Origin of the sequence: Oceanobacillus manasiensis (assembly GCF_000724085.1) — a bacterium.
GTDB lineage: Bacteria > Bacillota > Bacilli > Bacillales > Amphibacillaceae > Oceanobacillus_B > Oceanobacillus_B manasiensis.
Genome location: NZ_CCDL010000001.1, coordinates 1,687,265 through 1,712,614, shown reverse-complemented (window position 1 = coordinate 1,712,614; position 25,350 = coordinate 1,687,265). Strand labels below are relative to the sequence as shown.

The 25,350-nt window shown below is 39.6% G+C and carries 25 protein-coding genes; 3 read left to right on the top strand and 22 right to left on the bottom strand.

The features are described 5' to 3' along the window. Positions 1-25: 25 nt before the first annotated feature. The 3 genes from BN985_RS08390 to clpP all read left to right on the top strand — a co-directional run bounded on the left by BN985_RS08390 (position 26) and on the right by clpP (position 2,803). The gene (locus BN985_RS08390; RefSeq protein ID WP_042222532.1) at positions 26-1,030 is read left to right on the top strand and encodes an ABC transporter permease; all 1,005 of its coding nucleotides are present in this window, start codon (positions 26-28) and stop codon (positions 1,028-1,030) included. A gap of 26 nt (positions 1,031-1,056) precedes the next feature. Next, positions 1,057-1,971: a nickel transporter permease gene (nikC, locus tag BN985_RS08385; protein ID WP_408634678.1), complete on the top strand. Its 915-nt coding sequence runs from the start codon at positions 1,057-1,059 to the stop codon at positions 1,969-1,971. A gap of 205 nt (positions 1,972-2,176) precedes the next feature. After that, complete coding sequence (clpP, locus tag BN985_RS08380; RefSeq protein ID WP_269635268.1) at positions 2,177-2,803, top strand: ATP-dependent Clp endopeptidase proteolytic subunit ClpP; 627 nt, start codon at positions 2,177-2,179, stop codon at positions 2,801-2,803. Between the two features lie 43 nt (positions 2,804-2,846). Here clpP and BN985_RS08375 read toward each other — a convergent pair whose 3' ends face one another. The 22 genes from BN985_RS08375 to uvrB all read right to left on the bottom strand — a co-directional run bounded on the left by BN985_RS08375 (position 2,847) and on the right by uvrB (position 25,122). After that, complete coding sequence (locus BN985_RS08375; protein WP_042223056.1) at positions 2,847-3,098, bottom strand: HPr family phosphocarrier protein; 252 nt, start codon at positions 3,096-3,098, stop codon at positions 2,847-2,849. Positions 3,099-3,251: 153 nt separating this feature from the next. After that, a complete protein-coding gene (gene whiA / locus BN985_RS08370) occupies positions 3,252-4,202 on the bottom strand; it encodes a DNA-binding protein WhiA (protein ID WP_042222526.1) in 951 nt (316 codons plus the stop codon). Positions 4,203-4,266: 64 nt separating this feature from the next. Beyond that, entirely contained in the window at positions 4,267-5,226 is a 960-nt protein-coding gene (locus BN985_RS08365) for a gluconeogenesis factor YvcK family protein (protein ID WP_042222524.1), read from the bottom strand. Between the two features lies 1 nt (position 5,227). After that, positions 5,228-6,112 carry an RNase adapter RapZ gene (gene rapZ, locus BN985_RS08360; RefSeq protein ID WP_042222522.1) on the bottom strand — a complete coding sequence of 295 codons (885 nt, stop codon included), beginning with the start codon at positions 6,110-6,112 and terminating at the stop codon, positions 5,228-5,230. 30 nt (positions 6,113-6,142) lie between these two features. Next, on the bottom strand, positions 6,143-6,601 hold the full coding sequence (locus tag BN985_RS08355) for an NUDIX hydrolase (protein WP_042222520.1): 459 nt from the start codon (positions 6,599-6,601) through the stop codon (positions 6,143-6,145). Between the two features lie 402 nt (positions 6,602-7,003). Continuing rightward, positions 7,004-7,957 carry a thioredoxin-disulfide reductase gene (gene trxB, locus BN985_RS08350; RefSeq protein ID WP_042222518.1) on the bottom strand — a complete coding sequence of 318 codons (954 nt, stop codon included), beginning with the start codon at positions 7,955-7,957 and terminating at the stop codon, positions 7,004-7,006. A gap of 77 nt (positions 7,958-8,034) precedes the next feature. Beyond that, a complete protein-coding gene (locus BN985_RS08345) occupies positions 8,035-9,030 on the bottom strand; it encodes a tetratricopeptide repeat protein (RefSeq protein ID WP_042222516.1) in 996 nt (331 codons plus the stop codon). A gap of 205 nt (positions 9,031-9,235) precedes the next feature. Then, the gene (locus BN985_RS08340) at positions 9,236-10,903 is read right to left on the bottom strand and encodes a glycerol-3-phosphate dehydrogenase/oxidase (RefSeq protein WP_042222514.1); all 1,668 of its coding nucleotides are present in this window, start codon (positions 10,901-10,903) and stop codon (positions 9,236-9,238) included. A 281-nt stretch (positions 10,904-11,184) separates the two neighbouring features. Then, positions 11,185-12,675, bottom strand: coding sequence for a glycerol kinase GlpK (glpK, locus tag BN985_RS08335; RefSeq protein ID WP_042222512.1), 1,491 nt, complete (start codon positions 12,673-12,675; stop codon positions 11,185-11,187). Between the two features lie 24 nt (positions 12,676-12,699). Then, a complete protein-coding gene (locus BN985_RS08330; protein ID WP_042222510.1) occupies positions 12,700-13,506 on the bottom strand; it encodes an MIP/aquaporin family protein in 807 nt (268 codons plus the stop codon). Positions 13,507-13,631: 125 nt separating this feature from the next. Continuing rightward, positions 13,632-14,171: a glycerol-3-phosphate responsive antiterminator gene (locus BN985_RS08325; protein ID WP_042223054.1), complete on the bottom strand. Its 540-nt coding sequence runs from the start codon at positions 14,169-14,171 to the stop codon at positions 13,632-13,634. 13 nt (positions 14,172-14,184) lie between these two features. Beyond that, a complete protein-coding gene (locus BN985_RS08320; protein WP_042222509.1) occupies positions 14,185-14,697 on the bottom strand; it encodes an acyltransferase in 513 nt (170 codons plus the stop codon). A 3-nt stretch (positions 14,698-14,700) separates the two neighbouring features. Further along, positions 14,701-15,336: a pyrophosphatase PpaX gene (gene ppaX, locus BN985_RS08315; RefSeq protein ID WP_042222507.1), complete on the bottom strand. Its 636-nt coding sequence runs from the start codon at positions 15,334-15,336 to the stop codon at positions 14,701-14,703. Beyond that, a complete protein-coding gene (locus tag BN985_RS08310; protein ID WP_042222504.1) occupies positions 15,311-16,273 on the bottom strand; it encodes a nucleoside recognition domain-containing protein in 963 nt (320 codons plus the stop codon). Before BN985_RS08310 ends, ppaX begins: the two co-directional genes overlap by 26 nt. A gap of 25 nt (positions 16,274-16,298) precedes the next feature. Continuing rightward, entirely contained in the window at positions 16,299-17,159 is an 861-nt protein-coding gene (gene lgt, locus BN985_RS08305) for a prolipoprotein diacylglyceryl transferase (RefSeq protein ID WP_042222501.1), read from the bottom strand. Positions 17,160-17,170: 11 nt separating this feature from the next. Further along, positions 17,171-18,106, bottom strand: a complete 936-nt coding sequence (hprK, locus tag BN985_RS08300; RefSeq protein WP_198029984.1) for an HPr(Ser) kinase/phosphatase — start codon at positions 18,104-18,106, stop codon at positions 17,171-17,173. Between the two features lie 131 nt (positions 18,107-18,237). Further along, a complete protein-coding gene (locus BN985_RS08295; protein WP_042222498.1) occupies positions 18,238-18,597 on the bottom strand; it encodes a phage holin family protein in 360 nt (119 codons plus the stop codon). 2 nt (positions 18,598-18,599) lie between these two features. Then, positions 18,600-18,791: a PspC domain-containing protein gene (locus BN985_RS08290; RefSeq protein WP_042222496.1), complete on the bottom strand. Its 192-nt coding sequence runs from the start codon at positions 18,789-18,791 to the stop codon at positions 18,600-18,602. A 274-nt stretch (positions 18,792-19,065) separates the two neighbouring features. Next, positions 19,066-19,731, bottom strand: coding sequence for a bacillithiol biosynthesis deacetylase BshB2 (gene bshB2 / locus BN985_RS08285; protein ID WP_042222495.1), 666 nt, complete (start codon positions 19,729-19,731; stop codon positions 19,066-19,068). A 41-nt stretch (positions 19,732-19,772) separates the two neighbouring features. Next, positions 19,773-20,126, bottom strand: coding sequence for a YojF family protein (locus tag BN985_RS08280; RefSeq protein WP_042222494.1), 354 nt, complete (start codon positions 20,124-20,126; stop codon positions 19,773-19,775). Between the two features lie 129 nt (positions 20,127-20,255). Beyond that, positions 20,256-23,132, bottom strand: a complete 2,877-nt coding sequence (gene uvrA, locus BN985_RS08275) for an excinuclease ABC subunit UvrA (protein ID WP_042222492.1) — start codon at positions 23,130-23,132, stop codon at positions 20,256-20,258. Between the two features lie 7 nt (positions 23,133-23,139). Continuing rightward, on the bottom strand, positions 23,140-25,122 hold the full coding sequence (gene uvrB / locus BN985_RS08270) for an excinuclease ABC subunit UvrB (RefSeq protein ID WP_042222490.1): 1,983 nt from the start codon (positions 25,120-25,122) through the stop codon (positions 23,140-23,142). Positions 25,123-25,350: the final 228 nt, after the last annotated feature.

Genomic DNA, 25,350 nt, shown 5'->3' with positions numbered 1-25,350 from the left:
CACTCCATAAAAGGAGGTGTGTTTCATGCTTAAATATATTAGCAAACGCTTACTGATGCTCATACCCGTCCTTATTGGTGTTTCCATCATTACCTTTTCACTCATTCACTTAATTCCCGGGGATCCTGCACGCAGTATGCTTGGAGAAAAGGCAACAGAGGCTCAACTGGAATCACTTCGCCAAGAGCTGGGACTAAATGATCCATATATTGTTCAGTACGGACGTTTTGTAGGAGATATCCTTCAGGGTGATTTGGGACAATCTATCCAATCAAAGGAATCTATTGGATATGAATTGTTACATAAGCTTCCAGCAACCATGGAGCTTACCTTGTTTGCTATGTTACTAGCTGTAACGATTGGAATTCTCGCGGGAGTAATTGCAGCAGTAAAACAATATTCCTGGTTTGATAACATCAGTATGACAGGTGCTTTATTTGGTGTGTCACTCCCCATCTTCTGGCTTGGTCTTATGATGATTTGGTTCTTCTCTGTCAAACTTAATATTCTCCCCCCTTCTGGAAGACTGACACCAGGTACTGAAATAAATACCATAACAAATTTTTATCTGCTAGATAGTCTACTGACAGGGAATTTCCGTGCATTTAAAGATGCCTTTTTACATTTAATAATGCCAGGTATCGCTTTGGGAACTATACCAATGGCGATTATTGCTCGAATGACCCGCTCCAGTATGTTAGAAGTAATGAAGCAGGATTATATTCGTACCGCAGACGCAAAAGGTTTAAAAACGCGATTGATCATCTTTCGTCATGCTTTAAAAAACGCATTTCTTCCTGTTCTTACGGTAATAGGATTACAATTTGGTCTATTGCTTGGAGGGGCAGTGCTTACGGAAACGATATTTTCATGGCCAGGTATCGGACGATATGTATATTTAGCCGTCCTGGGCAGAGATTATCCGGTTGTGCAAAGCACGATATTAGTTGTCGCGACCATATTTGTATTAGTTAACTTATTAACTGACCTCCTGTATAAGTATTTTGACCCGAGGATCCGGTATGAATAATTGCGTTGCACAGCAATGGAAAGGATGTGAATACGATGGCGCGCACTCCAGAGCCTTTACCGAGCACAGGAAGTGGAGAAACCTTAAAAAAATCAAAGCCTATTCCCTTGTGGTATGAAGCTGGATTACGATTAATAAAAAGTAAAACCGCCCTTGTCGGGGTGATTATTATTGTATTACTTGTATTAACTGCCATTCTTGCACCTGTAATTGCCACACATAATCCTACTGACCAAGATATCGTCAATCGTTATCAAGCACCATCTTCAGCTTACTTACTCGGAACAGACGAACTCGGGAGGGACATATTTTCTCGGATCGTTTATGGGACAAGAATCTCTATTCAGATTGGCGTTATTGCAGTAGGGATATCGCTGGTAATTGGTGTCTTCCTTGGAGGTATTGCTGGCTACTATGGTCGTTGGATTGATCAATTGGTGATGCGTTTTATCGACATCATGATGGCCTTTCCAAGTATTCTTATGGCAATTGCACTTGTGGCTGTACTTGGCCCAAGTCTCCAAAATGCGATGATCGCGGTCGGTATAGTGGGTATTCCCCAATTTGCGAGAATAGTACGTTCAGCGGTATTATCTATTAAAGAGAACGAATATATAGAGGCTGCCAAATCAATTGGGGCCAAGCATGGCAGGATTCTTATACAGCACGTTCTTCCAAACTGTGTAGCACCAATTATTGTCCAAGCTACTCTAGGCGTTGGTACTGCGATATTGGATGCAGCAGGCTTAAGCTTCCTTGGTCTTGGTGCTCAGCCGCCCACACCTGAATGGGGAGCCATGTTAAGTGATGGACGTGCCGCTATACAGAATGCACCTTGGGTCGTTGCCTTTCCAGGTCTAGCTATCTTTTTGGTCGTACTCGGATTTAATTTGTTTGGAGATGGATTAAGAGATGCATTGGATCCAAGATTAAAACGATAAAGTTGCGAGGTATCCCCTTCTACCCCTCTTCTCTTTCGTTTCATTTTTCTTAAACGTTATTAAGAGAAGATGGGTTTATTTTCCTTACAAACGGGAATAATGGAGGAATGTACATAGTATGATGCTATTACGGTGAAACTTGTCGATCTATTTTATTTGACCTTTTTTGACCTATTAGGTATGATAAGTATATCCAATCCAATACATGGATAAAGTGAAACAATTGAAGGAGGATTTACAAATGAATTTAATTCCTACAGTTATTGAACAAACGAACCGTGGAGAACGCGCCTATGATATTTACTCACGTCTTTTAAAAGACCGCATTATTATGCTAGGAAGCGCGATTGATGATAATGTAGCAAATTCAATCGTGGCACAATTGCTTTTCTTAGAAGCGGAAGATCCTGAAAAAGATATTTCTCTTTATATCAACTCTCCAGGTGGTTCCATTACAGCAGGTATGGCTATTTATGATACAATGCAGTTTATTAAATCAGATGTTTCTACTATCTGTACTGGAATGGCTGCATCAATGGGTGCTTTCTTACTTGCTGCAGGTGAAAAAGGGAAACGTTATGCTCTTCCGAACAGTGAAGTTATGATTCACCAACCACTTGGCGGAACGCAAGGTCAAGCTACTGATATTGAAATTCATGCAAAACGTATTATCCAAATGCGTGAGAAAATCAATGAAATTCTATCAGATCGTACTGGACAGCCAATTGACGTGATTGAGCGTGATACAGATCGAGATAACTTTATGACTGCTCAGAAATCAGTTGATTACGGGTTAATCGATAAAATTTTAGAACGTAACACAGATAAATAATTTACTTAAACTCAAAAAATCCCTTTCATAAAGAAAGGGATTTTTATTCTGTAACAAAGGCTGTCAACTCTTGGATTGCTTCTTGTTCATCCGTTCCATCACCTAGGATTATAATTTCCTCGTTACTGGCAACCGCTAAACTCATTAGACCCATAATACTCTTAGCGTTAACTCGCTTACCTTCCTTTTCTAAGTACAAATGTGAACTGAACCGGTTTGCTAACTGAACAAATTCTGCAGCTGGTCTAGCCTGTAAGCCTGCTGCTAACCCCACTTTAACTTGTTTCTCCTGCATCACCATCACCTCTCCTTAGTAAGCGCTATCATTCGTTGTGTAAAACAATCCGGTTTGGCTGTATTTTCGCCTACACCGGATCTATAAAGCATTATATCACTAAATTTTTTAAATTATTCGTATTATATCATGGAGAAATGAAAAAGAAAATCTTTACCCATTCCCAAGTAACTCTCCACGTTTAATTTTTTCTGCAAATTCATCTATTTTCTTCAGTCGGTGATTAACTCCAGACTTAGAAATTTTGCCACTGCTTACTAACTCTCCAAGCTCCTTCAACGAAACATCCTGGTGTTGCACACGTAACACCGCAATTTCTCTTAGCTTTTCCGGAAGCTGATCAAGTCCTACAGATCGCTCAATTAAATTAATGTTTTCAATTTGACGGAATGCTGCACCAATTGTTTTATTAAGATTGGCTGTTTCACAGTTAACGAGTCGATTAACAGAATTACGCATATCCCTTACAATCCGTACATCTTCGAACTTAAATAAGGCATTGTGCGCACCAATGATACTTAGAAACTCTGTAATCTTCTCAGCCTCCTTCATATATACAATATAGCCATTCTTTCGTTCTAGCTTTCGTGCATGAAGGTCGAACTCATTGATAAGCTCACATAGCGCATCATTATGTTCTTGATAAAAATTGAATATTTCTAAATGGTAGGATGACGTTTCTGGATTGTTAATAGAACCACCAGCAAGAAAAGCACCTCGTAAATAGGATCTCTTGCAACAGTTTTTCTCCATATAATTACTGGATATTGTTCTACTGAATGTATGTGGCGATTTTAATATTTCAAGATCTACAAGTAGGTCTTGAACTTCTTCTTTCATTCGCACAATGTATACATTATTCTTTTTTAACTTCATTTTTTTCCGTACCAAAAGTTCCACAGGTAGATCAAAGAGGGATTTAATTAAAGTATAAATTCTTCTGGCAATTGCAGCATTTTCTGTCTGAACATCAAGCACATATTTTTGCCTTGATAGTGAGATGGCACCATTCATACGAATAAGGGCAGCGAGCTCCGCTTTTTTACAGCATTCATCCACTTCAATTGCCGTTAGTTCCTTTTTAATTTCTGATGCAAATGACATTGGGCGTCCCCCCTCTCTATTTCCCAATTTTCTTTGCTACGTTAATGCTTGTAACCTGTACATTTTATTTCTTTAAAATGGAATAAAGCAGGTTTGCTACTTTAACATTATCATGCCTAAGCATTTGTTGAGAATGATCTATAATATCTCCCTCAATAATCTGGATTCCCATTTTAAGGAGTGTATCTGTATCATAAATTACTGGCTCAGCGTTTTCTTCAGCATAAATTTCCCGTACTGATCTTACAATTGGCTCATTATGTACGACAATTGCATCCACACTATCTTCTCCGATATGATCCCGAATAGCCTGAACATGATTAGAGGCCGTGTAACCAGTTGTTTCCCCTTCTTGGGTCATGACATTACAGACATAGACCACTTTCCCCTTCGTTTTGCGGATAGCCTCATCAATCTTTGGCATAATGACAGTTGGCATGATACTTGTATATAAGCTACCTGGAGCGATAACGACTAGGTCAGCATTTTCGATCGCCCGAACCGCGTTTGGTAATGGCTGTACAGGTTGTGGGCTCAAAAACACTTGATCGATTTGCTTATTGGATAATGGGATATTCGATTCTCCAGAAACAATTGTCCCATCCTTCATCTTTGCGTGAAGGGACATATTGTCATTAGAAATAGGGTAGATTTTACCCTTTACATTCAGTACTCGAGATATCTCTTTTATCCCTGTATTAAAATTACCTGTTATGGCAGTCATGGCTGCCAATAACAGATTTCCCATAGAATGCCCTGACAATCCATTGCCGGCATTAAATCTATGCTGAAACAGCTCAATGAGCATAGGCTCCGCATCTGAAAGTGCGGCAATAACATTGCGAATATCGCCTGGTGCCGGGATGGACATTTCGGATCTTAGTCTCCCTGTGCTCCCACCATCATCAGCTACCGTTACTAATGCGGTTAAATGAATTGGTAAATTCTTTAGTCCCCTTAGAAGAACCGGCATCCCTGTACCGCCCCCTACTACGACCACTTTAGGTAAAGCTTGTTGTTTCATATTACTGTCCCTTTCTTTTGTCTATATCCCTGTGAGTCACATGTGTGATATAAGATTTTGAGAGTTCTTTGGCAAAAAACTCAGAAAGGGCAACGGAACGATGCTGTCCGCCTGTACAGCCAATTGCTACAACAAGCTGTGATTTCCCCTCTTTTTTGTACTGTGGCAGCATAAATTGCAGAAGGTCCAGTACCTTTTCATTAAATTTCTGTGTGTCTGACCATTTAAAGACATACGAAGCAACATCATTATTTAACCCGGTCAACGGCTGTAATGTTGGCACATAGTGGGGATTTGGAAGAAACCGTACATCAAAAACTAAATCTGCATCGATTGGCAATCCGTACTTAAACCCAAAGGATACCATGTGAACTGAGAAAATTTCCTGTTTTTCCTCCGTATATTTCTGGACGATTTTCTCACGCAACTCCTTAGGCTTCAAGGCCGTGGTATCTATAATACGCTGTGCCCTTCCTCTAAGTTGGTCGAGAATCTCACGCTCTTGACGAATACCATTAAGAGGCAAACCACCAACATCTAATGGATGCGCTCTTCTAGTCTCTTTGTATCTACTCACTAATTTTTCATCTTTTGCATCAAGGAAAAGAATATGCTCTTCCAACCAGTTTTCCTTCCCTAATACATCTAACGCTTCGAACAAGGAATCAAAAAATTCTCTGCCACGCAGGTCCATAACAAGGGCTACTTTATGAATGTTGTTCTTTGAATCCCTCATTAACTCTAGAAATTTTGGCAATAGTGCGGGTGGTAAATTGTCCACACAGTAATAACCTAAATCTTCAAAGCTCTGAATAGCTACTGTTTTTCCTGCTCCAGACATACCAGTTATAATAACCAGCGATGTTTCGGTATGATTACTTTCCATCGATATTCCCCTCCATTCAGAATCAGTCCCTTACGATGGGTCCAAACGGGCATTTAGAAGTTGATAATCCTCCGTATAAGAAAATGCGCCGTATAATAGCTTTTGTGAGCGTTTGACATGCTGAAAGATTTTACGATCGCCTTCTGCCATTGGCAAGTTTTCTATTTCATCCAAATGGATCCACTCAAGCTCGCCTTCTGGGCTATTATCTGTTATTTCCCCTGTATATTCATATGCTATAAAGGTGAACATCATCCACTCCTGAATAAAAGTGTCGTCAGTATCAACCGAAAAGGTGAATACACCCGCAAGTTCAGGCTCTTGTATATGAAGATTCGTTTCCTCGCGGTATTCTCTTGTGACCGCCTCTTTTACTGATTCCCCTGCTTCCATCTTCCCACCAGGTATCGCGTACCATCCGCGCCTTGGTTTTTTTATTAATAAAACACGATTATTCTCGATAACGATACAATTTGTTACACGTTGCATTTTTTACCGCCTCTTTCCGTATCTATTAAGAGGATATATTTGCGCCCAGTGGTCCGGGTCATGGCCACATCGACTCAGGACGGGTCGTTCTTAGTCAGCATTCCTTATTACGGGCGTTCTCCGCTCTTATTTAAACACACTACTCTTATTATACAATGAATAAATTCATTCCAACAAGGTAAAGGTTTTACCAAAAGGACACACTTACTTCTTCATGTCTAGAATTTTTTCTTTCCTAACACGCAAAAAAAAGACACAGGCGCATCAGCACCTGTGCAAGAAACTAATCTATCTATTAAAAGGGGGTCAATTAGTTATCTATAGTGTACCCCATTATTATTGCGTACATATTACAGCAGCGTTAAGAAGCAATTACTTCTTAGTAAAGATAATTTCACAATTCTAAGATTGTGTTGTTTTTAGTGCTTCTTGAATGTCTTCCACATACTTAATAGCAGCCTCTGCAGCCACACTGCCATCCCCTGTTGCTGTCACAATTTGTCGAAGTGTTTTATCGCGGATGTCTCCAGCAGCAAAGATACCTGATACATTTGTTTCCATGTGTTCATTCGTTGGAATATATCCTTCTTCATTGGTAATCCCAAGAGATTTAAATGGTTCACTTAGTGGGACCATTCCAATGTAAATGAAGACACCATCAATGTCTTTCTCTGTAACTTCTCCTGTAACCGTGTCTTTTAACGTTACGCTGCCGACTTTACCATCTTTATCGTTGATGTTTTCTACAACTGAATTCCAGATAAAATCGATCTTTTCATTATCGAATGCACGCTCTTGGAGAATTTTTTGTGCACGTAATTTATCACGACGATGCACTACAGTAACTTTGTCAGCAAAACGAGTTAGGTAAATACCTTCTTCAACTGCTGAGTCACCGCCACCAATTACAATTAGATTCTTCGCCTTAAAGAATGCTCCATCACAAACTGCGCAATAGGAGACACCACGGCCACCTAATTCTTCTTCACCAGGGATGCCAAGTTTTTTATACTGTGCACCAGTGGTAATAATTAGTGATCTTGTGTTGTATTCCTTTTTTCCCGCTACTACGGTCTTATATTCCCCATGATCAATTACCTCTTTAATGTCGCCATAAGCATACTCAGCGCCAAACTTTTTTGCATGGTCAAACATTTTATTTGATAAGTCTGGTCCTAATATATGATCATAACCTGGGTAATTTTCCACATCTTCCGTGTTAGCCATTTGGCCACCAGGAATTCCTCTTTCAATCATTAGTGTGTCTAAATTTGCACGAGATGCATAAACCGCCGCAGTCATTCCTGCAGGACCAGCACCTGCGATAATCACATCATACATACGTTCTTCGGACATATTTATCGCCCCTTTTTCTTCTATTAATTAGCCATATCTAGCTTATAAGACAAACGTCATTTCGTCTAATATAATGCTCATTCCCATGGCGCCGACTCTTTAGCTAGCTTGGGATATTTTTTTATCCCTTCCTCCCAAAGCTGACGGGACCGATCTTTATTCCCTTCATGAAATGCCGCGATACTATACCAACGGAAATATGATGGGTGTCCTTTTAGCCTTCCCTTAGAGAGTAGCTGAAAGCGTTGATAAGCTTCCTTGAACCGGTTTGTTCGGGCTAGTGTAACAGCAATTCTTAGCTTTTGCTGCTCATGGATAGGATATACATTTAGTAATGCCTGAATATGCACTTCATATTCCGAATAGTTTTCTTGCTGGAAGTAGAATAAAGCAAGATTTACATGACTATATAAGGAAGTTGGTTCTTCAGCAAGAATGTCTTCCTCCATTTGAACAGCCTCTTCTTCTTTACCAGAGAAAAAGAGTGCCTGCGTATAATCATGCTTAGTCATTTTATGCTCTGGGAAGAGGGTCATCATCTCCTCAATTAGCGGGACCGCCTTCTCCCATTCCATGTTTTCCATATGGTGAAAAACGGTTTCCTGATAAATGAGAAGTTCATCCTCATCCTCTAAATCCCAGTCTTCCTCTTCATCCTCATCAATATCTATCAGTTCCAAAAGCCTTTTGGCTTCCTCACTTAAATCCCCTTCTGGTTCATGCTCTAGGTATGACAACGCAAATTTTTTCGCATCATGAAGCAAACCCAAATGGGCATAATTGTTTGCAAGTAAATAATAACAGTCAACATAGTCTGATGTTTGCAAGACCTTATTTAATAGCTGATTTGCTGCGTGAAATGCACCGATTTCCGTATATACAACCGACATTTGGCAAAGATACAATGGATCATCCGGCTTTTCTTCCGTTGCTTTTTTCATCCATTTAATTGCAATGTCAAATTTTCTTTTTTGAAAAGCCTCTATGCCTTTTGTGAAATAAAAGTCACCTTCAGGAATAAAAGGGATAACATTGTTCTGATTTTCTTTCTTTCCTTTTGTCACCTGTGGCATGCATATCCCCCTAATTAAATTACATACGAAAAGATTATACCACAATACAAAGATGAATTATATAGAAGGAGCAGTTAAAAAGCTATATCATAAATGTCTAAATAATACAAGAGCCGAACTTAGTTGTCCGGCTCTTGTATTAGTGTTATTTTGATTTGTCATCCTCAGCTTAAAGTGCTGCATAGTGTGTCCCCATTGTCGTTAATTAAGACTTGATAGGCGTAACAGCATCGTGCAGAAGTTGCTCAAGTTCGTCTTTATAAGCCTTTGTTTGATCATCTGTCCACTTCAATTCTTTCGCCATGTAGCGAATTACATTTTCCTTGTGTGCTTTAACCCATCCAATTTCAAAGAACAAAGCACCCGTACGACGAACAAAAAAGTCAACTGGTTTATAGGCCAGTTCATATTCTAATGCGTAAACAAGTTCAGCAAATACGATAGGATCAATATCTTCCGTTTTAGCTTTCTCTTGATTCGTAACGTAAAGTTCTAAAATCTTATCAAAGTTAGAGCCGTATCTCTCAACTAACATGAGTGCAGTTTGTTCATCAAGTCCCTGCGCCATACCTTCACTAACTTTTCTATTTTTGAAGTCCTTAAATCCTTTTGAGCCGCCGACTTCTCCACCAGAAAGGGCTAAATGCTCTGTTTCCGATCCAGAATAAAGAACCCCTTCTTCTTCTTTCAATTGTTTGGTAACTTTATCGACTGCATGCTGTGCCATTTTTCGGTAACCTGTTAACTTACCACCGGCCATGGATATAAGGCCAGAGTCTGAAACGAAAATCTCATCTTTACGTGAAATCTCACTAGGATTTTCATTATCCGCTTCCGCAATTAAAGGACGCAGACCTGCCCAGCTTGAATCAACATGCTCAGCTTTTATATCAAGGGTAGGGAACATATAATTAATCGCATCGATAATATAATCACGATCTGCTTCCGTCATTTTCGGATTAGCGATATCCCCTTTATAGGTTGTATCTGTTGTACCTACATAGGTCACATTATCACGCGGAATTGCAAAGACCATTCTTCCATCAGCTGTATCGAAATATATAGCCTGTTGTAATGGGAAGATTTCTTTACGGAAAACAAGGTGTACCCCTTTGGTTAAATGGAGTGCTTTCCCTTTTTTTGATCCATCGATTTCTCTTAGCTCATCGACCCATGGACCACCTGCGTTAATTACTTTTTTGGCGAACACTTTATGTTTTTCACCAGTAATAAGATCTTCCATAACGACTCCAGAAATTTTATTTGCGTCATTATATATGAAATCCACAACTTTTGTGTAGTTGACAGCATGCACACCATTTTCAACTGCCTTTTTTAATACCTCTATCGTCAAGCGAGCATCATCTGTCTTATATTCAACATAAAACCCAGCCCCTCTTAACTCATCACGTTTAATAAGTGGCTCTCTTTCCATTGCTTCTTCTGGTTTGAACATTTGTCTACGTTCACCTTTTTTCACACCAGCAAGAAAATCATATACACGAAGCCCTAGATTTGTAGTAAGTGGGCCAAATGTTCCGCCCTTATGAAATGGAAGCATCATCCATTCTGGTGTTGTAACATGCGGACCGTTTTCATAAACAATGGCTCGCTCTTTCCCCACTTCGGCAACCATTTTCACTTCAAATTGTTTAAGATAACGAAGTCCGCCGTGTACTAGCTTTGTAGATCGGCTAGAAGTTCCTGCAGCAAAATCCTGCATTTCTACTAATCCTGTCTTTAATCCCCTTGTTGCGGCGTCTAATGAAATTCCTGCACCGGTAATCCCTCCACCGATAACAAGTAAGTCTAATTGCTCTTCTTTAAAATGGTTAAATGTATGATTTCGTTCATAACTGGAAAAAACAGTCATGTCTAAGCCCTCCCTGTTTATTACGATTGTCTATACATATAAATACCCTAATTTCAGCATTCTAATGTATATTCCTATAGAAAAATCGCTCTTCAGGCAAATAAAAAACCGCAAAGCACACTAATCATTATATGATTAGCGTGTTTGCGGTTTCTCCATTTCTCCGTCCGAGATTATTAACTTAAATTCATTGTAACATAGCTATAATTGGAAGTATAGCAATATGTTGATGATCTATAGCAGATTAAGAGAGTCTATACCTTACTCTCCATGATACCCAATTATTTAAATGCCTGTGCCGCCTTTACAGCTTTTTTCCAGCCGTCATAAAGCTGTTCTCTTTCATCCTCATTAATCTCAGATTCAAATGCTTTATCTACCTTCCATTGATTTGCGATTTCCTCCTTACTTTCCCAGAAGCCAACCGCAAGTCCTGCTAAATAAGCTGCACCAAGTGCTGTTGTCTCCGTGACAACCGGACGCTCTACTTGAAGTCCCAGGACATTGCTCTGAAATTGAACAAGGAAGTCATTTTTAACAGCGCCACCATCAACACGTAATGTCTTGACATCAATACCCGAATCATCTTTCATGACATCTAATACGTCACGTGTCTGGTAGGTGAGAGATTCCAGTGTTGCACGTACTAAGTGCTCCTTCTTCGTTCCCCGGGTCAGTCCAAATACCGCACCTCTTACATCACTATCCCAGTAAGGTGTTCCTAGACCAACAAATGCTGGTACGACATATACCCCACCGGTGTCCTCAACACTTGTAGCAAGAGATTCCGTTTCCTTGGCATCTTTAATAATTTCTAACCCATCACGAAGCCACTGAATGGCCGACCCGGAAACAAATATACTTCCTTCTAGGGCATATTCTACCTTCCCATCAATCCCCCATGCGAGCGTTGTTAATAAGCCATTTTCAGACTTAACTCCTTTTTCTCCAGTATTCATCAACATAAAGCCGCCTGTTCCATACGTATTTTTTGCCATTCCTTTTTCAAAACATGCCTGACCGAATAGAGCAGCATGTTGATCTCCAGCAATACCAGCAATTGGAACTTCATGTCCAAAGAAGTGATAGTTTACTGTTTTTCCATATACTTCGGAAGACTGCTTTACTTCTGGTAGCATGGATTTAGGGACACCAAGAATATCAAGTAATTCTTCATCCCATTCTAAGTCATAGATATTGTACATAAGAGTTCTTGATGCATTCGAATAGTCTGTTATATGTTGCTCCCCACCAGTTAACTTGTAAACAAGCCATGTATCAATCGTGCCAAACATTAATTCGCCATTATCTGCTTTTTCCCTTGCACCGTCTACGTTATCCAATATCCATTTCACCTTGGTTCCAGCAAAATATGGATCAATAAGCAAACCTGTCTTATCTCGAAACAGCTCATTATGACCAGCTTCGCGCAGTTCATTACATATTTCAGCAGTTTGACGTGACTGCCATACTATCGCTCGGTAAATCGGCTTTCCGCTTTTTCGGTCCCAAACAACGGTTGTTTCTCGTTGATTGGTTATACCAATACCAGCGATGTCTTCTGGCTCGATATCACTCTTTCGCATTGCCTCTGAAATACTGGATAAGATAGATGTCCAAATTTCATTCGCATCATGTTCTACCCATCCTGGCTTTGTGAAATGCTGCTCGAATTCACGTTGCCCTGTTTCTACAACTTTTCCCTCTTGATCAAAGATAACAGCTTTTGAGCTAGTAGTTCCCTGATCTAATGCTAAAATGTATTTTCCCATTATAATCTCTCCTCTTTTTAAAAATTAGTTTTGGCTAGCAGGTTTCTTTAGTTCCTGTTGTAAACCTACCCCAAATAAAATAAGTATGATAGCAGTAACTACCCAAAATACCACGGTGGGATTTGTCTCGAAAATCGCCTGGTAAAAAAGTCCGCCATAAATCCCTCCGAGTGCTGGACCTATAACAGGCACCCAAGAATAACTCCAATTAGATCCCCCTTTACCTGGTATCGGCAGGAAAGCATGGGCAATTCTAGGCCCCAAATCTCTAGCCGGATTAATTGCATAACCTGTTGTTCCACCAAGTGACATACCAATTACAACAATAAGTAGCCCAACAATAAGCGGATTTAACCCTTCTGTGAATTCACGGGCACCAATAAATAGGATTCCCATTACTAATACGAAGGTACCAATGACCTCACTTATTAAATTTGCGATTGGACTGGCAATTGCAGGTCCTGTACTAAAAACCCCTAACTTTGCTCCTGGGTCTGTTGTACTTTTCCAGTGTGGCAAATAGTGAAAAAATACAATGATTGCGCCAATGATCCCACCAATCATCTGTGCTGTAATGTAAAGTGGGGCTTTACTCCAAGGAAAATCACCCACAGATGCGAGCCCTAAAGTAACGGCAGGATTTAAATGACCACCTGTAATATCTCCAACTGCGTAGACACCCATTGCGACACCTAGTCCCCAGGCGAACGTCACAAGTACCCAGCCAGCACCTTCTGATAGTGTGTTTTTCAATGTGTTACCAGCTACTACACCAGTACCGAAGATAACAAGAATCATTGTTCCAATTACTTCTCCAACAAACTCTGACATGACATCTCCCCCAATAACAATATATATATGTTATTCCACAATTTTCAGAGATTACACGTCAAGGCTGGTTCTTTTAGAAGTATTATGAAAAAAGAAACCTATAGGCTAGGTCTCTTTTTTTGATGTTACCAAAGCGATTTATTCGATGTAGAGACGGCTATTGCTCCTGCTTCTAATGCTTTGTCAACTTCATCTTTGGTTTTGATAAGTCCACCAGCTATCACAGGAATATTCGTCTGCTCTTGAATATAGGTTATCATATCCGGTATCAAACCTGGTAAGACTTCAATACAGTCCGGCTTTGTTCGATTAATTAATTTAATATTATGCTCCAATGCTAGACTATCCAGTAGAAAAACTCGTTGGACTGCTAAGAGATTATTCTTTTTCGCCATTCCAATTACATTTGCTCTCGTCGATAGAATTCCATCTGGCTTGATTTCTCTTATTAAAAACTCCATGGCATAATCGTCAGCTCTGAGCCCTTGAATTAAATCAAAGTGAACCAGCGCTTTCTTATTAGCACGCTTTGTATAATCTACAAGACTTTTTAGCTGGGCTAATCTTGTTTCAAGAAAAACAATCGTTTCATAGGAGGTTTCCAACGCGAAATCAAAATCCTTCATTTTACGTATTGCTGGTAATATCCCTGAAGGTGCGTTCATTATTTCACCTGCTTCATGTTTCAATTTGACGTCTTTCCATTTCCTCTTGCGAGTAGATCAACTTCATCGGGTTTCCCCCGACAAAAGCTCCTTCTGGAACATCTTTATGTACGAGGGTTGCCGCTGAGACAACTGCACCGTCCCCAATCGTAACACCAGGTAGAATGGTCGTGTTAGCACCAATCAGAACATTATTTCCTATATACACTTCCCCGATCCGATACTCCTTGATCAAATATTCGTGAGCAAGGATTGTAGTATTATACCCAATTACACTATTCATTCCAATTGTAATTTTTTCAGGGAACATAATATCAGGCATTACCATAAGGGCAAATGCTGTTTGGTTGCCAATCTTCATTTTCAAAAACGTGCGGTATAGCCAATTTTTCATTGCTAAAAAAGGTGTGTACCTGGCCACCTGAATGACTACAAAGTTTTTTACGACCTTCAAGAAAGGAACTGTTTTATAGATTTGCCAAAGCGAATTAGTGTTTTCCACCTGGTAACGTTTGGTCTTTCGCATTATTTACACCTCTGTAAGTTGAAGTAAATCCCGGATATCTTTAAGCATATAGGTAGGATTGTATCCTTCCAAGAAGGAGCTTCCTTTACCAGACCAGGCAACACCAGCTGTTTTCACTCCAGCTTTATGTCCTGATTCAATGTCATGGGAGTTGTCTCCTACCATTAAGGTTGTTTGCAAATCAGCGCCTAATTCTTGAACTCCCTTAAGTACAGGCTCTGGATGTGGCTTAGCATGTGTGACATCATCCAATGTTATGATAGTGTCCATGTATGTATCCAAACCTGTGAGTGCCAATCCCATCTTAACGCCTTTTCTCATTTTGGTCGATACAATCCCTAATTGAATCCCTTGTTTTTTGAGGGATTCAATAGTTTCCTTGACATGTGGAAAGGCTGTCACATAGCTATCATGTGCTGCTAAATTGTGTTCCCGGTATGTTTTCACCATGTCCTCTGCTAGTTCTGGAGAAATGTTTTTGAACGTATCTACTAATGGTGGTCCATTAAACTGAATAATTTCCTCCCGTTCATAATCCATACCGTAATGCGAAAAGGTATACTGGAAAGAAGCAATAATTAATTCATTGGTATCAATCAATGTACCATCTAAATCAAAGAGTATTGTACGAATGCTCATGTTGGTTTGATTCCTTTCGTTTCTTTTTGTCCAATCGTTTCCATATATATGCAATCGTCATCGTTAATAAAATAGCTGTTGCCAGCCTTATTAATAGTAGTGGCCAGACTGGGATTCCTAATGGTATAAATATAAGCGTATCCTCCACGACAGCATGGCAAGACACAAGGAAAATGAGGGCAAGGGACATATCCTTTTTAGAAACATTATCCTCTTTTACCGCCTGAATCATTAAACCTGCCCCGTATGCAAGCCCAATTGTCAAACCAGCAACCATGGTCATAGAGGTGTTTTTTTCCATTCCTAAAAACCGCATGCCTGGAGCCAGTTTATTGGATAGCAACGTTAACCATCCCTTCTCTCTCATAAACTGCATGATGATCATTAATGGAATGACGATTAAACCAAGCTGTACAACCGCCATCAATGCTTTTTCCATTCCTAAAAAGGCAGTTTCTCCCCAGCCAGCTGGTACATTATCTGTAGCTGTTATAAATCCATATTGCGCTTTTTCAGCGCCTCCATGCCATACTAGGTTAATCACAAGTCCCCCAAGCAAGGCAAGTCCTATTCTTATTCCGGAAATTAGCCACCAGCTAACACCAACCTTTGATGCAACGGCAGATTCGATAAACAAGTTATGTGAAAAGGAAAGCATTACAGCCAAAATAAATACTTCCTTTACTGTAAATTCAAAGGAAACAATAGCCGCAATCCCTGCATATAAATTTAGGGTGTTTCCCAATACAAGTGGTACAGCTGCTTCCCCGGATAATCCTAACAGTCCCATAGCGGGTGATAACATTTCAATAATCCAAGGTAAAACGGGTGTGAATTGTAAGATGGTAATAATTAATGTAATAGGGAAAATAACTTTTCCTAATGTCCAAGTTGTTGTTAATCCTTGTTGAAAACCACGATATAGCGTACCAGACATCTATATTCCCAACTTTCTGTGAAAATTATTTCTTTTTCTTTTTCTTTTTATTCTTTTTTGGGGGGATTGGAATATCGTTATATCGTTCTATTCCCCCTTTTTTTCTGCGATAGATGATTAATATAATGGACACTATGATAAGAATAATGGACAATAGCTGCGCCTGTCGAAGACCAGCAAAGGCATACAAACTATCTGTTCTCATTCCCTCAATAAAGAAACGGCCAATTGAATATGTAATCGCGTATCCCAAAAAGATTTCACCGCGTAACGGGTTATATCTTCTTAATATCAGTAATAGGGCAAAAACAAGCAAGTTCCAAACCGATTCATATAAAAAAGTCGGATGGTACATCACCCCATCTATTGTCATCTGATTCATAATAAAATCAGGAAGATACTGTAGAAAATTATCATAAGCTGCACTGGAAACCTCGTGTCCATGCGCTTCTTGGTTCATAAAATTTCCCCAACGGCCAATCGCTTGGCCAAGTATTAAACTAGGTGCAATAATATCTGCAATCTGCCAAAATGAAATATCACGATATCTTGCATAAACGATAGCTGTGAGTACCCCACCTATTACAGCTCCATGGATAGCAATACCGCCTTCCCAGATAGCAAATATATCTGTCCATGTACCATTGACATAACGATCCCATTCAAATACTACATAGTAAATACGTGCACATATTATAGCTATCGGGATAGCAAAAACGATGAAGTCAATGATTAAATCTTTCTTCAAACCAAGTCGATCTGCTTCTCTTGTTGCTAAATAAAGGCCTAGAAATGCGCCAGTTGCAATAATTACCCCATACCAATAAACAGTCAATGGACCGAGTTCAAAAAAGACTCTATCCAAAGGAGCCGCAGTTAACAGCATAATGAACCCTCCTATTCTGTTTCATCCTTTTCATTATTTATCATCGTTGTTAGCCGTTCTGAAAATTCTTCCGCTGCGTTGACTCCCATTCTTTTTAACCTGAAATTCATCGCAGCTACCTCAATAATTACAGCGAGGTTTCTACCAGGACGTACGGGAATCGTTGCTTTTGGAATATCTACTTCCATAATCCTCATTTTATCTTCGTCGAGGCCGAGACGGTCATATTGCTTCTTTTTATCCCAGATTTCCAGGTTAATAATAAGCGATATCCTTTTATGACTTCTAACAGAACCGGCACCAAATAATGTCATCACATTAATAATACCAAGACCACGAATTTCTAATAAGTGTTCTATAAGGGGAGGAGAATTTCCTACAAGGCTGTCATAATCCTCCTGCCTAATTTCAACACTATCATCTGCAACAAGTCTGTGGCCGCGTTTAACGAGCTCCAAGGCAGTTTCACTTTTCCCTACACCACTTTGACCGGTAATAAGTACCCCTACCCCATAAATATCTACAAGCACACCGTGAATTGCAGTAAATGGAGCGAATTTAGTCTCTAGATAATTCGTTAACCTGCTTATAACCCTCGTCGTTTTTCTTGGTGAGTGTAAAATAGGCACCCCTGATTCGTTTGCTGCTTCAATTAATGCTTCTGGTATGTCCATCCCTCTAGAGATAACGATACCTGGTGTAATGTCTGTGCATAAATTAGCAGCTCGATCTCTTTTATCTGCATCGCTTAATTCCATGTAATAAGCCATTTCCGTCTTGCCAATAAGCTGTAATCTTTCTTTCGGGTAATATTTAAAATAACCTGTCATTTCAATACCAGGTCTGGAAATATCACTTGTAGTAATTTCTCTATGTATACCGTCCTTGCCAGCAACTAATTCTAAATTAAAATGCTCTAGTAAATCTTTTGTACGCACTGTCGACATCAAGTATATCCCCCTAGCTAATTAACGTTGTTCATTCTATTATCACCATTCTACAAGTTTTCTTATTCCTCTAAGCAGAACAGATACACTTTATTGTAGCACACGGCAAACAAAAATCGTAGGCTATGGGCCTACGATTTAACAGAATCTTTGATCAAGCTATTAAGGAATAGGTTGAGTATCGCTAATATGATGGCAGCAATGAGTGCTGTACCGAATCCTTCAATAACAAAGCTGCTTCCCATCAGCGACTGGGCTATCATTAGGGTAATGGCATTAATAACGAAAAGAAACAACCCAAGTGTGAGAAAAGTAATTGGCAAGGTTAACACGACGAGTATTGGTTTTATTATCACGTTTAATATGGATAAAATAAAACTCGCTAGAACCGCTGCGCCAAACCCTTCAAGTTGGAATGAATCAAATAGTTGCGCCACTACAATTAATGCCACAGCATTTAATACAATTGATAAGACCCAACGAATTAGCATGGTTACAACTCCCTTTCATTTGGGATAATAAAGAGAGCGACGAGGTAAAGAAGTGCTACGGTAAAGAAGCTCATAAATAATAGAATGACAAAGATTAAACGAAGAATAGTGGTATCAACATTTAGATAAGCTGACAATCCACCAAAAATTCCTCCAACCATTTTATCTGAATTAGATCGATAAAGTTTTTTCATTATAATTCCTCCCTTTTATAATATACCAATACTATTGGATATATAAACTTCAATCAGTGGGGTTTCATTTTTCCCCCACTGATTGTTAATTGAACGAATCGGGGTGTTAGCGTCCGTTTACTCCCACTTATACATCACTGTTTCACTTAACCTGGTTCTCGCCTTACTTTAAATGCTTTGATTCCAAATTGGTGAGAGATAATACATTATACGGATCTTCCCCTTTAAAGGATTCAAAAAACTCTCCTGCACCATGTACAGAAGAGTTCTCCCACTAATAGTTCCACGTATAAAATTGTTCTTTGCCAAACTGTTCTACCACTGCATCCCTGTCTTCACTGTTCATCTGCTGGTAGTTTTTAATTTGGCCGAGAATGCCACCTGCTTGAGAATCATGACAAAGAATGGCTTCCATTTTTTTATCAAAATGTTTTCTTACATCATTTATAATATCAGGTTTACCTAATACTTCTTCATAATCTCTCGAAATAGCTTGTGCCCAAACGACAGGTCGCTTTGCTTCATCCATTAAGCGTACTGCTTCGATAGCTGCAGCACCAAGTGCGTTATGATCTGGGTGAACGGCATGATCAGGATAATGGGTAATAACAAGACTTGGATCAATTTCTTCCAGTAAACCTTTAAGATGTCTCGCTACTTCATCACGATCCTCGTATTCAACTGTTTTGTCACGATAGCCAAGCATTTGTAGATCAATATCAAGTACTTCGCACGCTTTAATTAATTCTTTTTTTCTAATTTCCGGTAATGTTTCCCTATTTGCAAAGGTAGGTGTACCCATGTTACGTCCCATCTCTCCTAGGGTCCCACAAAGGTAAGTTACAGGTACTCCCTCTTCACGAAATTTTGCTATTGTGCCCGCAGCACCGAATGATTCATCATCTGGGTGTGGGTAAATGACTACAACATGTTTTTCCATCGTATCTCACCTTTCTTTATTCAATCTCTTGCACCCGTTCCTTAATAACGGAAAGGTGTTTCACTTATTTGTAAGGAGACCATTAGTCTTCCTTCACGATCATGGCCAGCAAGCAATAGTTTATTGTCATCCTCGATGGTCCAGTCTGTTAGTCCTTCTGCATATATCCAACCCATTTCCATCTTTAGTCCTGCTCTGAACACTTTTCCATCACCTACTATTTTAGCTTGACTGAATGTTACAGCAGCATTCCGAACATAGGCACCAACATTATATGCCTTATCATTAAAATGGCTTGCATATGCACCATTGGTTGTCTCCACATGGACGTAAACTTGCTTATTAATAAATTGTTCCAGTTTTTCCTGTACGTCGTTTATTTTAATTTGCTTCATTCTTTAATCCTCCTACTACGCTTCTCTTCTTAGCTTATCGAAATGATGGGTTACCGTCAAAACATTGAACCACAAACTAAAAAACAGCCAGTAGTTGCGTAGACTTACTGGCCATTTTTATTGGTTTAGCTATTTAGCTGTAGCTTTTTCTCTTGTTGTGATATTATCTTCCGTTCGTTTTCGATCTCTTTCTAGTACTGGTTTTAAATACCTTCCTGTGTAAGAAGCCTCTACCTTTGCAATCTGCTCTGGTGTTCCTTTGGCAATAATCTGTCCGCCTCTGTCTCCACCTTCAGGTCCAAGGTCGACAATATGGTCAGCTGTTTTAATGACATCAAGATTATGCTCGATAATTAAAACAGTGTCTCCATTATCTACAAGTCGCTGCAAGACTGCTATTAATCGTTTAATGTCATCAACGTGAAGTCCTGTAGTTGGCTCATCAAGAATATAAAAAGATTTCCCGTTAGATCGGCGGTGTAACTCACTTGCTAGCTTCACACGTTGTGCCTCACCACCAGATAAAGTAGTTGCAGGCTGACCCAACCTGACATATCCCAAACCTACGTCAAAAATGGTTTGCAACTTCCGTTTAATTTTCGGTATGTTTGCAAAGAAATCAAGTGCATCCTCGATCGTTAGTTCTAACACATCCGCGATATTTTTCCCTTTATATTTAACTTCTAAGGTCTCACGATTATAACGTTTTCCATGGCACACTTCACATGGAACATACACATCTGGAAGGAAATGCATTTCAATTTTGATAATACCATCCCCGCGGCAGGCTTCACAGCGTCCACCTTTTACATTAAAGCTGAATCTACCCTTCTTATAACCGCGTACCTTTGCCTCATTTGTTTGGGCGAATACATCACGAATATCATCAAATACACCTGTGTAAGTAGCAGGGTTTGATCTAGGTGTTCTGCCAATCGGGGATTGATCGATATCAATTACTTTTTCAATATTTTCAATTCCTTTTACTGCTTTATGCTTTCCAGGCTTATGCTTACCACGGTATAGTTCTTTCGCTAGAGATTTATAAAGGATTTCATTTACAAGTGTACTTTTACCAGATCCGGAAACACCTGTGACTACCGTCATTAAACCAATCGGGAATTTTGCTGAAACCTTTTTCAGGTTATTTTCCTCAGCCCCTACTATCTCGATGAATCGTTTATCAGCTTTTCTTCGCTTAGTTGGAAGTCCAATAAATTGATCCCCCGATAAGTATTGACCTGTAAGTGAGTTTTTGTTTTTCATCACTTCATCTGGTGTACCACTGGCCACAATATTTCCACCATGTTCGCCAGCGCCTGGACCAATATCAATGAGCCAGTCGGCCGCGAGCATTGTATCTTCATCATGTTCCACGACTATTAAAGTATTATCCAAATCACGCATCCTTTTTAAGGTGTCAATTAAACGATCATTATCTCGCTGATGTAATCCAATGGATGGTTCATCCAGTACGTAAAGAACCCCTGTCAGTGCTGAACCAATTTGGGTCGCTAATCGGATACGCTGTGCCTCTCCTCCAGATAATGTACCTGCAGCCCGAGACAAAGTAAGGTAATCCAGACCCACATTGTTTAAAAACTCTAAGCGATTGCAAATCTCTTTTAATATCATTTTAGCAATTTGCTGTTCTTTTTCCGACAATTGTAGGGTTTCAAAGAAGTCTTTTGCTTCCACAATAGAAAAATCTGTTACATTGCTTATATGCAAGTCGTTTACTTTTACAGCAAGTGCTTCACGCTTCAAACGATATCCTTTACACGTTGGACAGTTCTTCTGCCCCATGTATTTCTCTAGAGACTCCCTAATAAAATCAGAAGAAGTTTCACGATATCGTCGTGCAACATTATTTAGTACCCCTTCAAATTGAATTTGGTTATCTCTCACATTTCCAAATTCATTTACGTAGTGGAAGCGAATTTTTTCTTTCCCGCTACCATGTAAAATAATATCCATTTTTTCTTTCGCTATCTTTTTAACAGGTTTGTCCATATCTATATCAAAGTGTTCACAGACGCTTTTCAGAAGCTGTGGGTAGTATTGAGAGCTAATTGGCTCCCACGCTGCGATTGCATGCTGGTTAAGTGATAAATTCCAATCCGGAATAACAAGGTCAAGGTCGACTTCCAGCTTTGTCCCTAACCCGTCACACGTTTGGCAAGCGCCATACGGACTGTTAAAGGAGAATAAGCGAGGCTCCAGTTCTCCAATGGAAAATCCACAAATTGGGCAGGCGAAATTTTCACTGAAAGTAAGCTCTTCCTCTCCAATGACGTCTACAATAATCTTTCCATCACCCAGACCAAGTGCTGTTTCTATGGAATCACTTAAACGTCCAGCAACGCCTTCTTTTACAACAATTCTATCTACTACCACTTCAATGGTATGTTTCTTATTCTTTTCCAGTTGTATATCATCTGTAACTTCTCGCATTTCTTTGTCGACACGGATACGGACATACCCTTCTTGACGTAGCTTTTCAAGTGTTTTTACATGCTCACCTTTACGGCCTGAAACGACTGGTGCAAGAATTTGCATTTTCGTTCTCTCTGGATACTCTAATATCCGATCGACCATCTGCTGAACTGTTTGAGATGTAATCTCCACACCGTGATTAGGACAGACAGGATGACCTACTCTAGCATAAAGCAATCTAAGATAATCATATATTTCGGTAACTGTTCCCACTGTTGATCTAGGGTTTTTACTGGTTGTTTTTTGATCAATTGAGATTGCTGGCGATAAACCTTCAATTGCATCCACATCTGGTTTATCCATCTGGCCTAAAAATTGCCTTGCATATGCTGAAAGCGATTCTACATATCTACGTTGTCCTTCGGCATAGATGGTATCAAAGGCAAGGGAAGATTTTCCGGAACCTGAGAGTCCTGTTAATACAACAAGTTTATTTTTCGGGATCGTCACATCTATATTCTTTAAATTATGCGCCCTTGCTCCCTGAATCTGGATTGATTTACTAGGCATTTTCCCATCACCTTCCTGCTTTTAGTTCATGTATTACGTCACGAAGCTCGGCTGCTTTTTCAAAATCAAGCGACTTTGCAGCTTCCTTCATTTCTTTTTCCATTTTTTCTATTACTTTTGCTTTTTCGTCCTTTGACAGCTTCGTTAAGCTCTTAGCTTTGTTTTCATATTCAGTCGTTTCCTCTGCTGCAACTGTTGCACGAATAACATCTCGTACTTCTTTTTTAATGGTCGTTGGTGTAATGCCATGCTCTTCATTAAAGGCTTGCTGTTTTTCTCGGCGTCGATTGGTTTCTCCGATCGCTATTTCCATTGACTTGGTCATTTTATCAGCATACATGATAACCCGCCCGTTCTCATTACGTGCGGCTCTCCCCATTGTCTGGATCAAGGAACGCTCAGAACGAAGGAATCCTTCTTTATCTGCATCAAGTATTGTCACAAGGGAAACTTCAGGAATATCCAGTCCTTCACGTAATAAATTAATTCCGATCAGCACATCATATTTTCCAACACGAAGGTCCCGAATGATTTCAATACGCTCTAACGTTTTAATTTCTGAATGTAAATATGCCACTTTAATGCCAATTTCCTTCATATAATCGGTTAGATCTTCTGACATTTTTTTGGTTAATGTCGTAACAAGGACTCGTTCATTTTTTTCTGAGCGTATGTTGATTTCTGCTAAAAGATCATCTATCTGTCCATCTATTGGTCTTATTTCCACTTCAGGATCCAGTAACCCCGTAGGTCTAATAATTTGCTCCGTCATCTGTGGAGAATGTTCTAACTCATACGGCCCCGGAGTTGCAGAAACATAAACGAGTTGCTTTGTCTTTTCCTCAAATTCTCCAAACTTTAATGGTCGATTATCCATTGCAGATGGAAGTCGAAAGCCGTGATCCACTAAAACCTGTTTTCTGGCCTGGTCTCCATTATACATTCCTCTTATTTGCGGAAGTGTAACATGGGATTCGTCAATTACGACAAGAAAATCATCTGGAAAGAAGTCGATCAGTGTATACGGAGTTGCTCCCTGCTCACGTAGCGTCAAATGTCTGGAATAGTTCTCTATCCCCGAACAGAAGCCCATTTCATTCATCATTTCCAAGTCATAATGGGTACGTTGCTCAAGACGCTGTGCTTCTAGAAGTTTGTCATTCTCACGCAGCTCTGTTAACCGTTCTTCTAGTTCTTTTTCAATGTTTTTAATCGCAATTTTCATTTTATCTTCTCCTGTAACAAAGTGAGAAGCTGGGAAAATAGCTATATGTTCTCTGTCACCAATAATTTCTCCAGTAAGGGCGTCCACTTCACGTATTCGGTCGATTTCATCACCGAAAAACTCCACTCGGACACAATGCTCTTCTCTTGAAGCTGGAATAATTTCCACGGAATCACCTCTTACCCGAAAAGTTCCGCGCTGAAAATTGATGTCATTTCTTGCATATTGGATATCAACAAGTTCACGTAAAAGCTGGTCTCGCTCCTTCTCCATTCCTACCCGAAGAGAGAGAACTTTCTTTTTGTATTCTTCCGGTGAACCTAAACCGTATATGCAGGATACACTGGCTACAATTAATACATCATTCCGTTCAAATAACGAAGAGGTGGCAGAGTGACGTAACTTATCAATTTCATCATTAATACTTGCATCTTTTTCTATAAATGTATCTGTAGATGGCACATAGGCTTCTGGTTGATAATAATCATAATAGCTCACAAAATACTCTACTGCATTATTGGGGAAAAACTCTTTAAACTCACTATAAAGCTGTCCGGCCAGTGTTTTGTTATGGGCAATTACTAATGTAGGACGATTAATCTCTTTTACCACATTAGACATTGTAAAGGTCTTTCCTGTCCCCGTGGCACCAAGCAACGTCTGATGTCGCTGGCCTTTCATAATTTTATCGATAATTTCTTTAATCGCTTTTGGCTGGTCACCGCCAGGTTCGTAGCTTGATACTAACTCAAATGTATTGTTCACATTTTAACCTCCGTTCAAGTGAATATCTAACTTAAAAACTTATATATTGAGGCTATTTCCTAATAGTTGAACCCGTTTAGAAATTCCGCTTGTGCAGTATCACCAGGCAGGCAAGTACAACTTCAATATCCAGTGGGATACCTACCACTTGCAAAATAGGAAAAGCCGTTCATTTAAAATAGTTCATTTTATCTTATCATATAACTTCTATATTATAACATAAACACG

What these genes read in the sequence shown, in the direction of transcription:
- BN985_RS08390 (WP_042222532.1), top strand. Translation starts at nt 26, where the DNA reads ATGCTTAAATATATTAGCAAACGCTTACTGATGCTCATACCCGTCCTT.
- clpP (WP_269635268.1), top strand. Translation starts at nt 2,177, where the DNA reads ATGGATAAAGTGAAACAATTGAAGGAGGATTTACAAATGAATTTAATT.
- BN985_RS08375 (WP_042223056.1), bottom strand. Translation starts at nt 3,098, where the DNA reads ATGCAGGAGAAACAAGTTAAAGTGGGGTTAGCAGCAGGCTTACAGGCT.
- whiA (WP_042222526.1), bottom strand. Translation starts at nt 4,202, where the DNA reads ATGTCATTTGCATCAGAAATTAAAAAGGAACTAACGGCAATTGAAGTG.
- BN985_RS08365 (WP_042222524.1), bottom strand. Translation starts at nt 5,226, where the DNA reads ATGAAACAACAAGCTTTACCTAAAGTGGTCGTAGTAGGGGGCGGTACA.
- rapZ (WP_042222522.1), bottom strand. Translation starts at nt 6,112, where the DNA reads ATGGAAAGTAATCATACCGAAACATCGCTGGTTATTATAACTGGTATG.
- BN985_RS08355 (WP_042222520.1), bottom strand. Translation starts at nt 6,601, where the DNA reads ATGCAACGTGTAACAAATTGTATCGTTATCGAGAATAATCGTGTTTTA.
- trxB (WP_042222518.1), bottom strand. Translation starts at nt 7,957, where the DNA reads ATGTCCGAAGAACGTATGTATGATGTGATTATCGCAGGTGCTGGTCCT.
- BN985_RS08345 (WP_042222516.1), bottom strand. Translation starts at nt 9,030, where the DNA reads ATGCCACAGGTGACAAAAGGAAAGAAAGAAAATCAGAACAATGTTATC.
- BN985_RS08340 (WP_042222514.1), bottom strand. Translation starts at nt 10,903, where the DNA reads ATGACTGTTTTTTCCAGTTATGAACGAAATCATACATTTAACCATTTT.
- glpK (WP_042222512.1), bottom strand. Translation starts at nt 12,675, where the DNA reads ATGGGAAAATACATTTTAGCATTAGATCAGGGAACTACTAGCTCAAAA.
- BN985_RS08330 (WP_042222510.1), bottom strand. Translation starts at nt 13,506, where the DNA reads ATGTCAGAGTTTGTTGGAGAAGTAATTGGAACAATGATTCTTGTTATC.
- BN985_RS08325 (WP_042223054.1), bottom strand. Translation starts at nt 14,171, where the DNA reads ATGAACGCACCTTCAGGGATATTACCAGCAATACGTAAAATGAAGGAT.
- BN985_RS08320 (WP_042222509.1), bottom strand. Translation starts at nt 14,697, where the DNA reads ATGCGAAAGACCAAACGTTACCAGGTGGAAAACACTAATTCGCTTTGG.
- ppaX (WP_042222507.1), bottom strand. Translation starts at nt 15,336, where the DNA reads ATGAGCATTCGTACAATACTCTTTGATTTAGATGGTACATTGATTGAT.
- BN985_RS08310 (WP_042222504.1), bottom strand. Translation starts at nt 16,273, where the DNA reads ATGTCTGGTACGCTATATCGTGGTTTTCAACAAGGATTAACAACAACT.
- lgt (WP_042222501.1), bottom strand. Translation starts at nt 17,159, where the DNA reads ATGCTGTTAACTGCGGCTCCTTTGGATAGAGTCTTTTTTGAACTCGGT.
- hprK (WP_198029984.1), bottom strand. Translation starts at nt 18,106, where the DNA reads ATGTCGACAGTGCGTACAAAAGATTTACTAGAGCATTTTAATTTAGAA.
- BN985_RS08295 (WP_042222498.1), bottom strand. Translation starts at nt 18,597, where the DNA reads ATGCTAATTCGTTGGGTCTTATCAATTGTATTAAATGCTGTGGCATTA.
- BN985_RS08290 (WP_042222496.1), bottom strand. Translation starts at nt 18,791, where the DNA reads ATGAAAAAACTTTATCGATCTAATTCAGATAAAATGGTTGGAGGAATT.
- bshB2 (WP_042222495.1), bottom strand. Translation starts at nt 19,731, where the DNA reads ATGGAAAAACATGTTGTAGTCATTTACCCACACCCAGATGATGAATCA.
- BN985_RS08280 (WP_042222494.1), bottom strand. Translation starts at nt 20,126, where the DNA reads ATGAAGCAAATTAAAATAAACGACGTACAGGAAAAACTGGAACAATTT.
- uvrA (WP_042222492.1), bottom strand. Translation starts at nt 23,132, where the DNA reads ATGCCTAGTAAATCAATCCAGATTCAGGGAGCAAGGGCGCATAATTTA.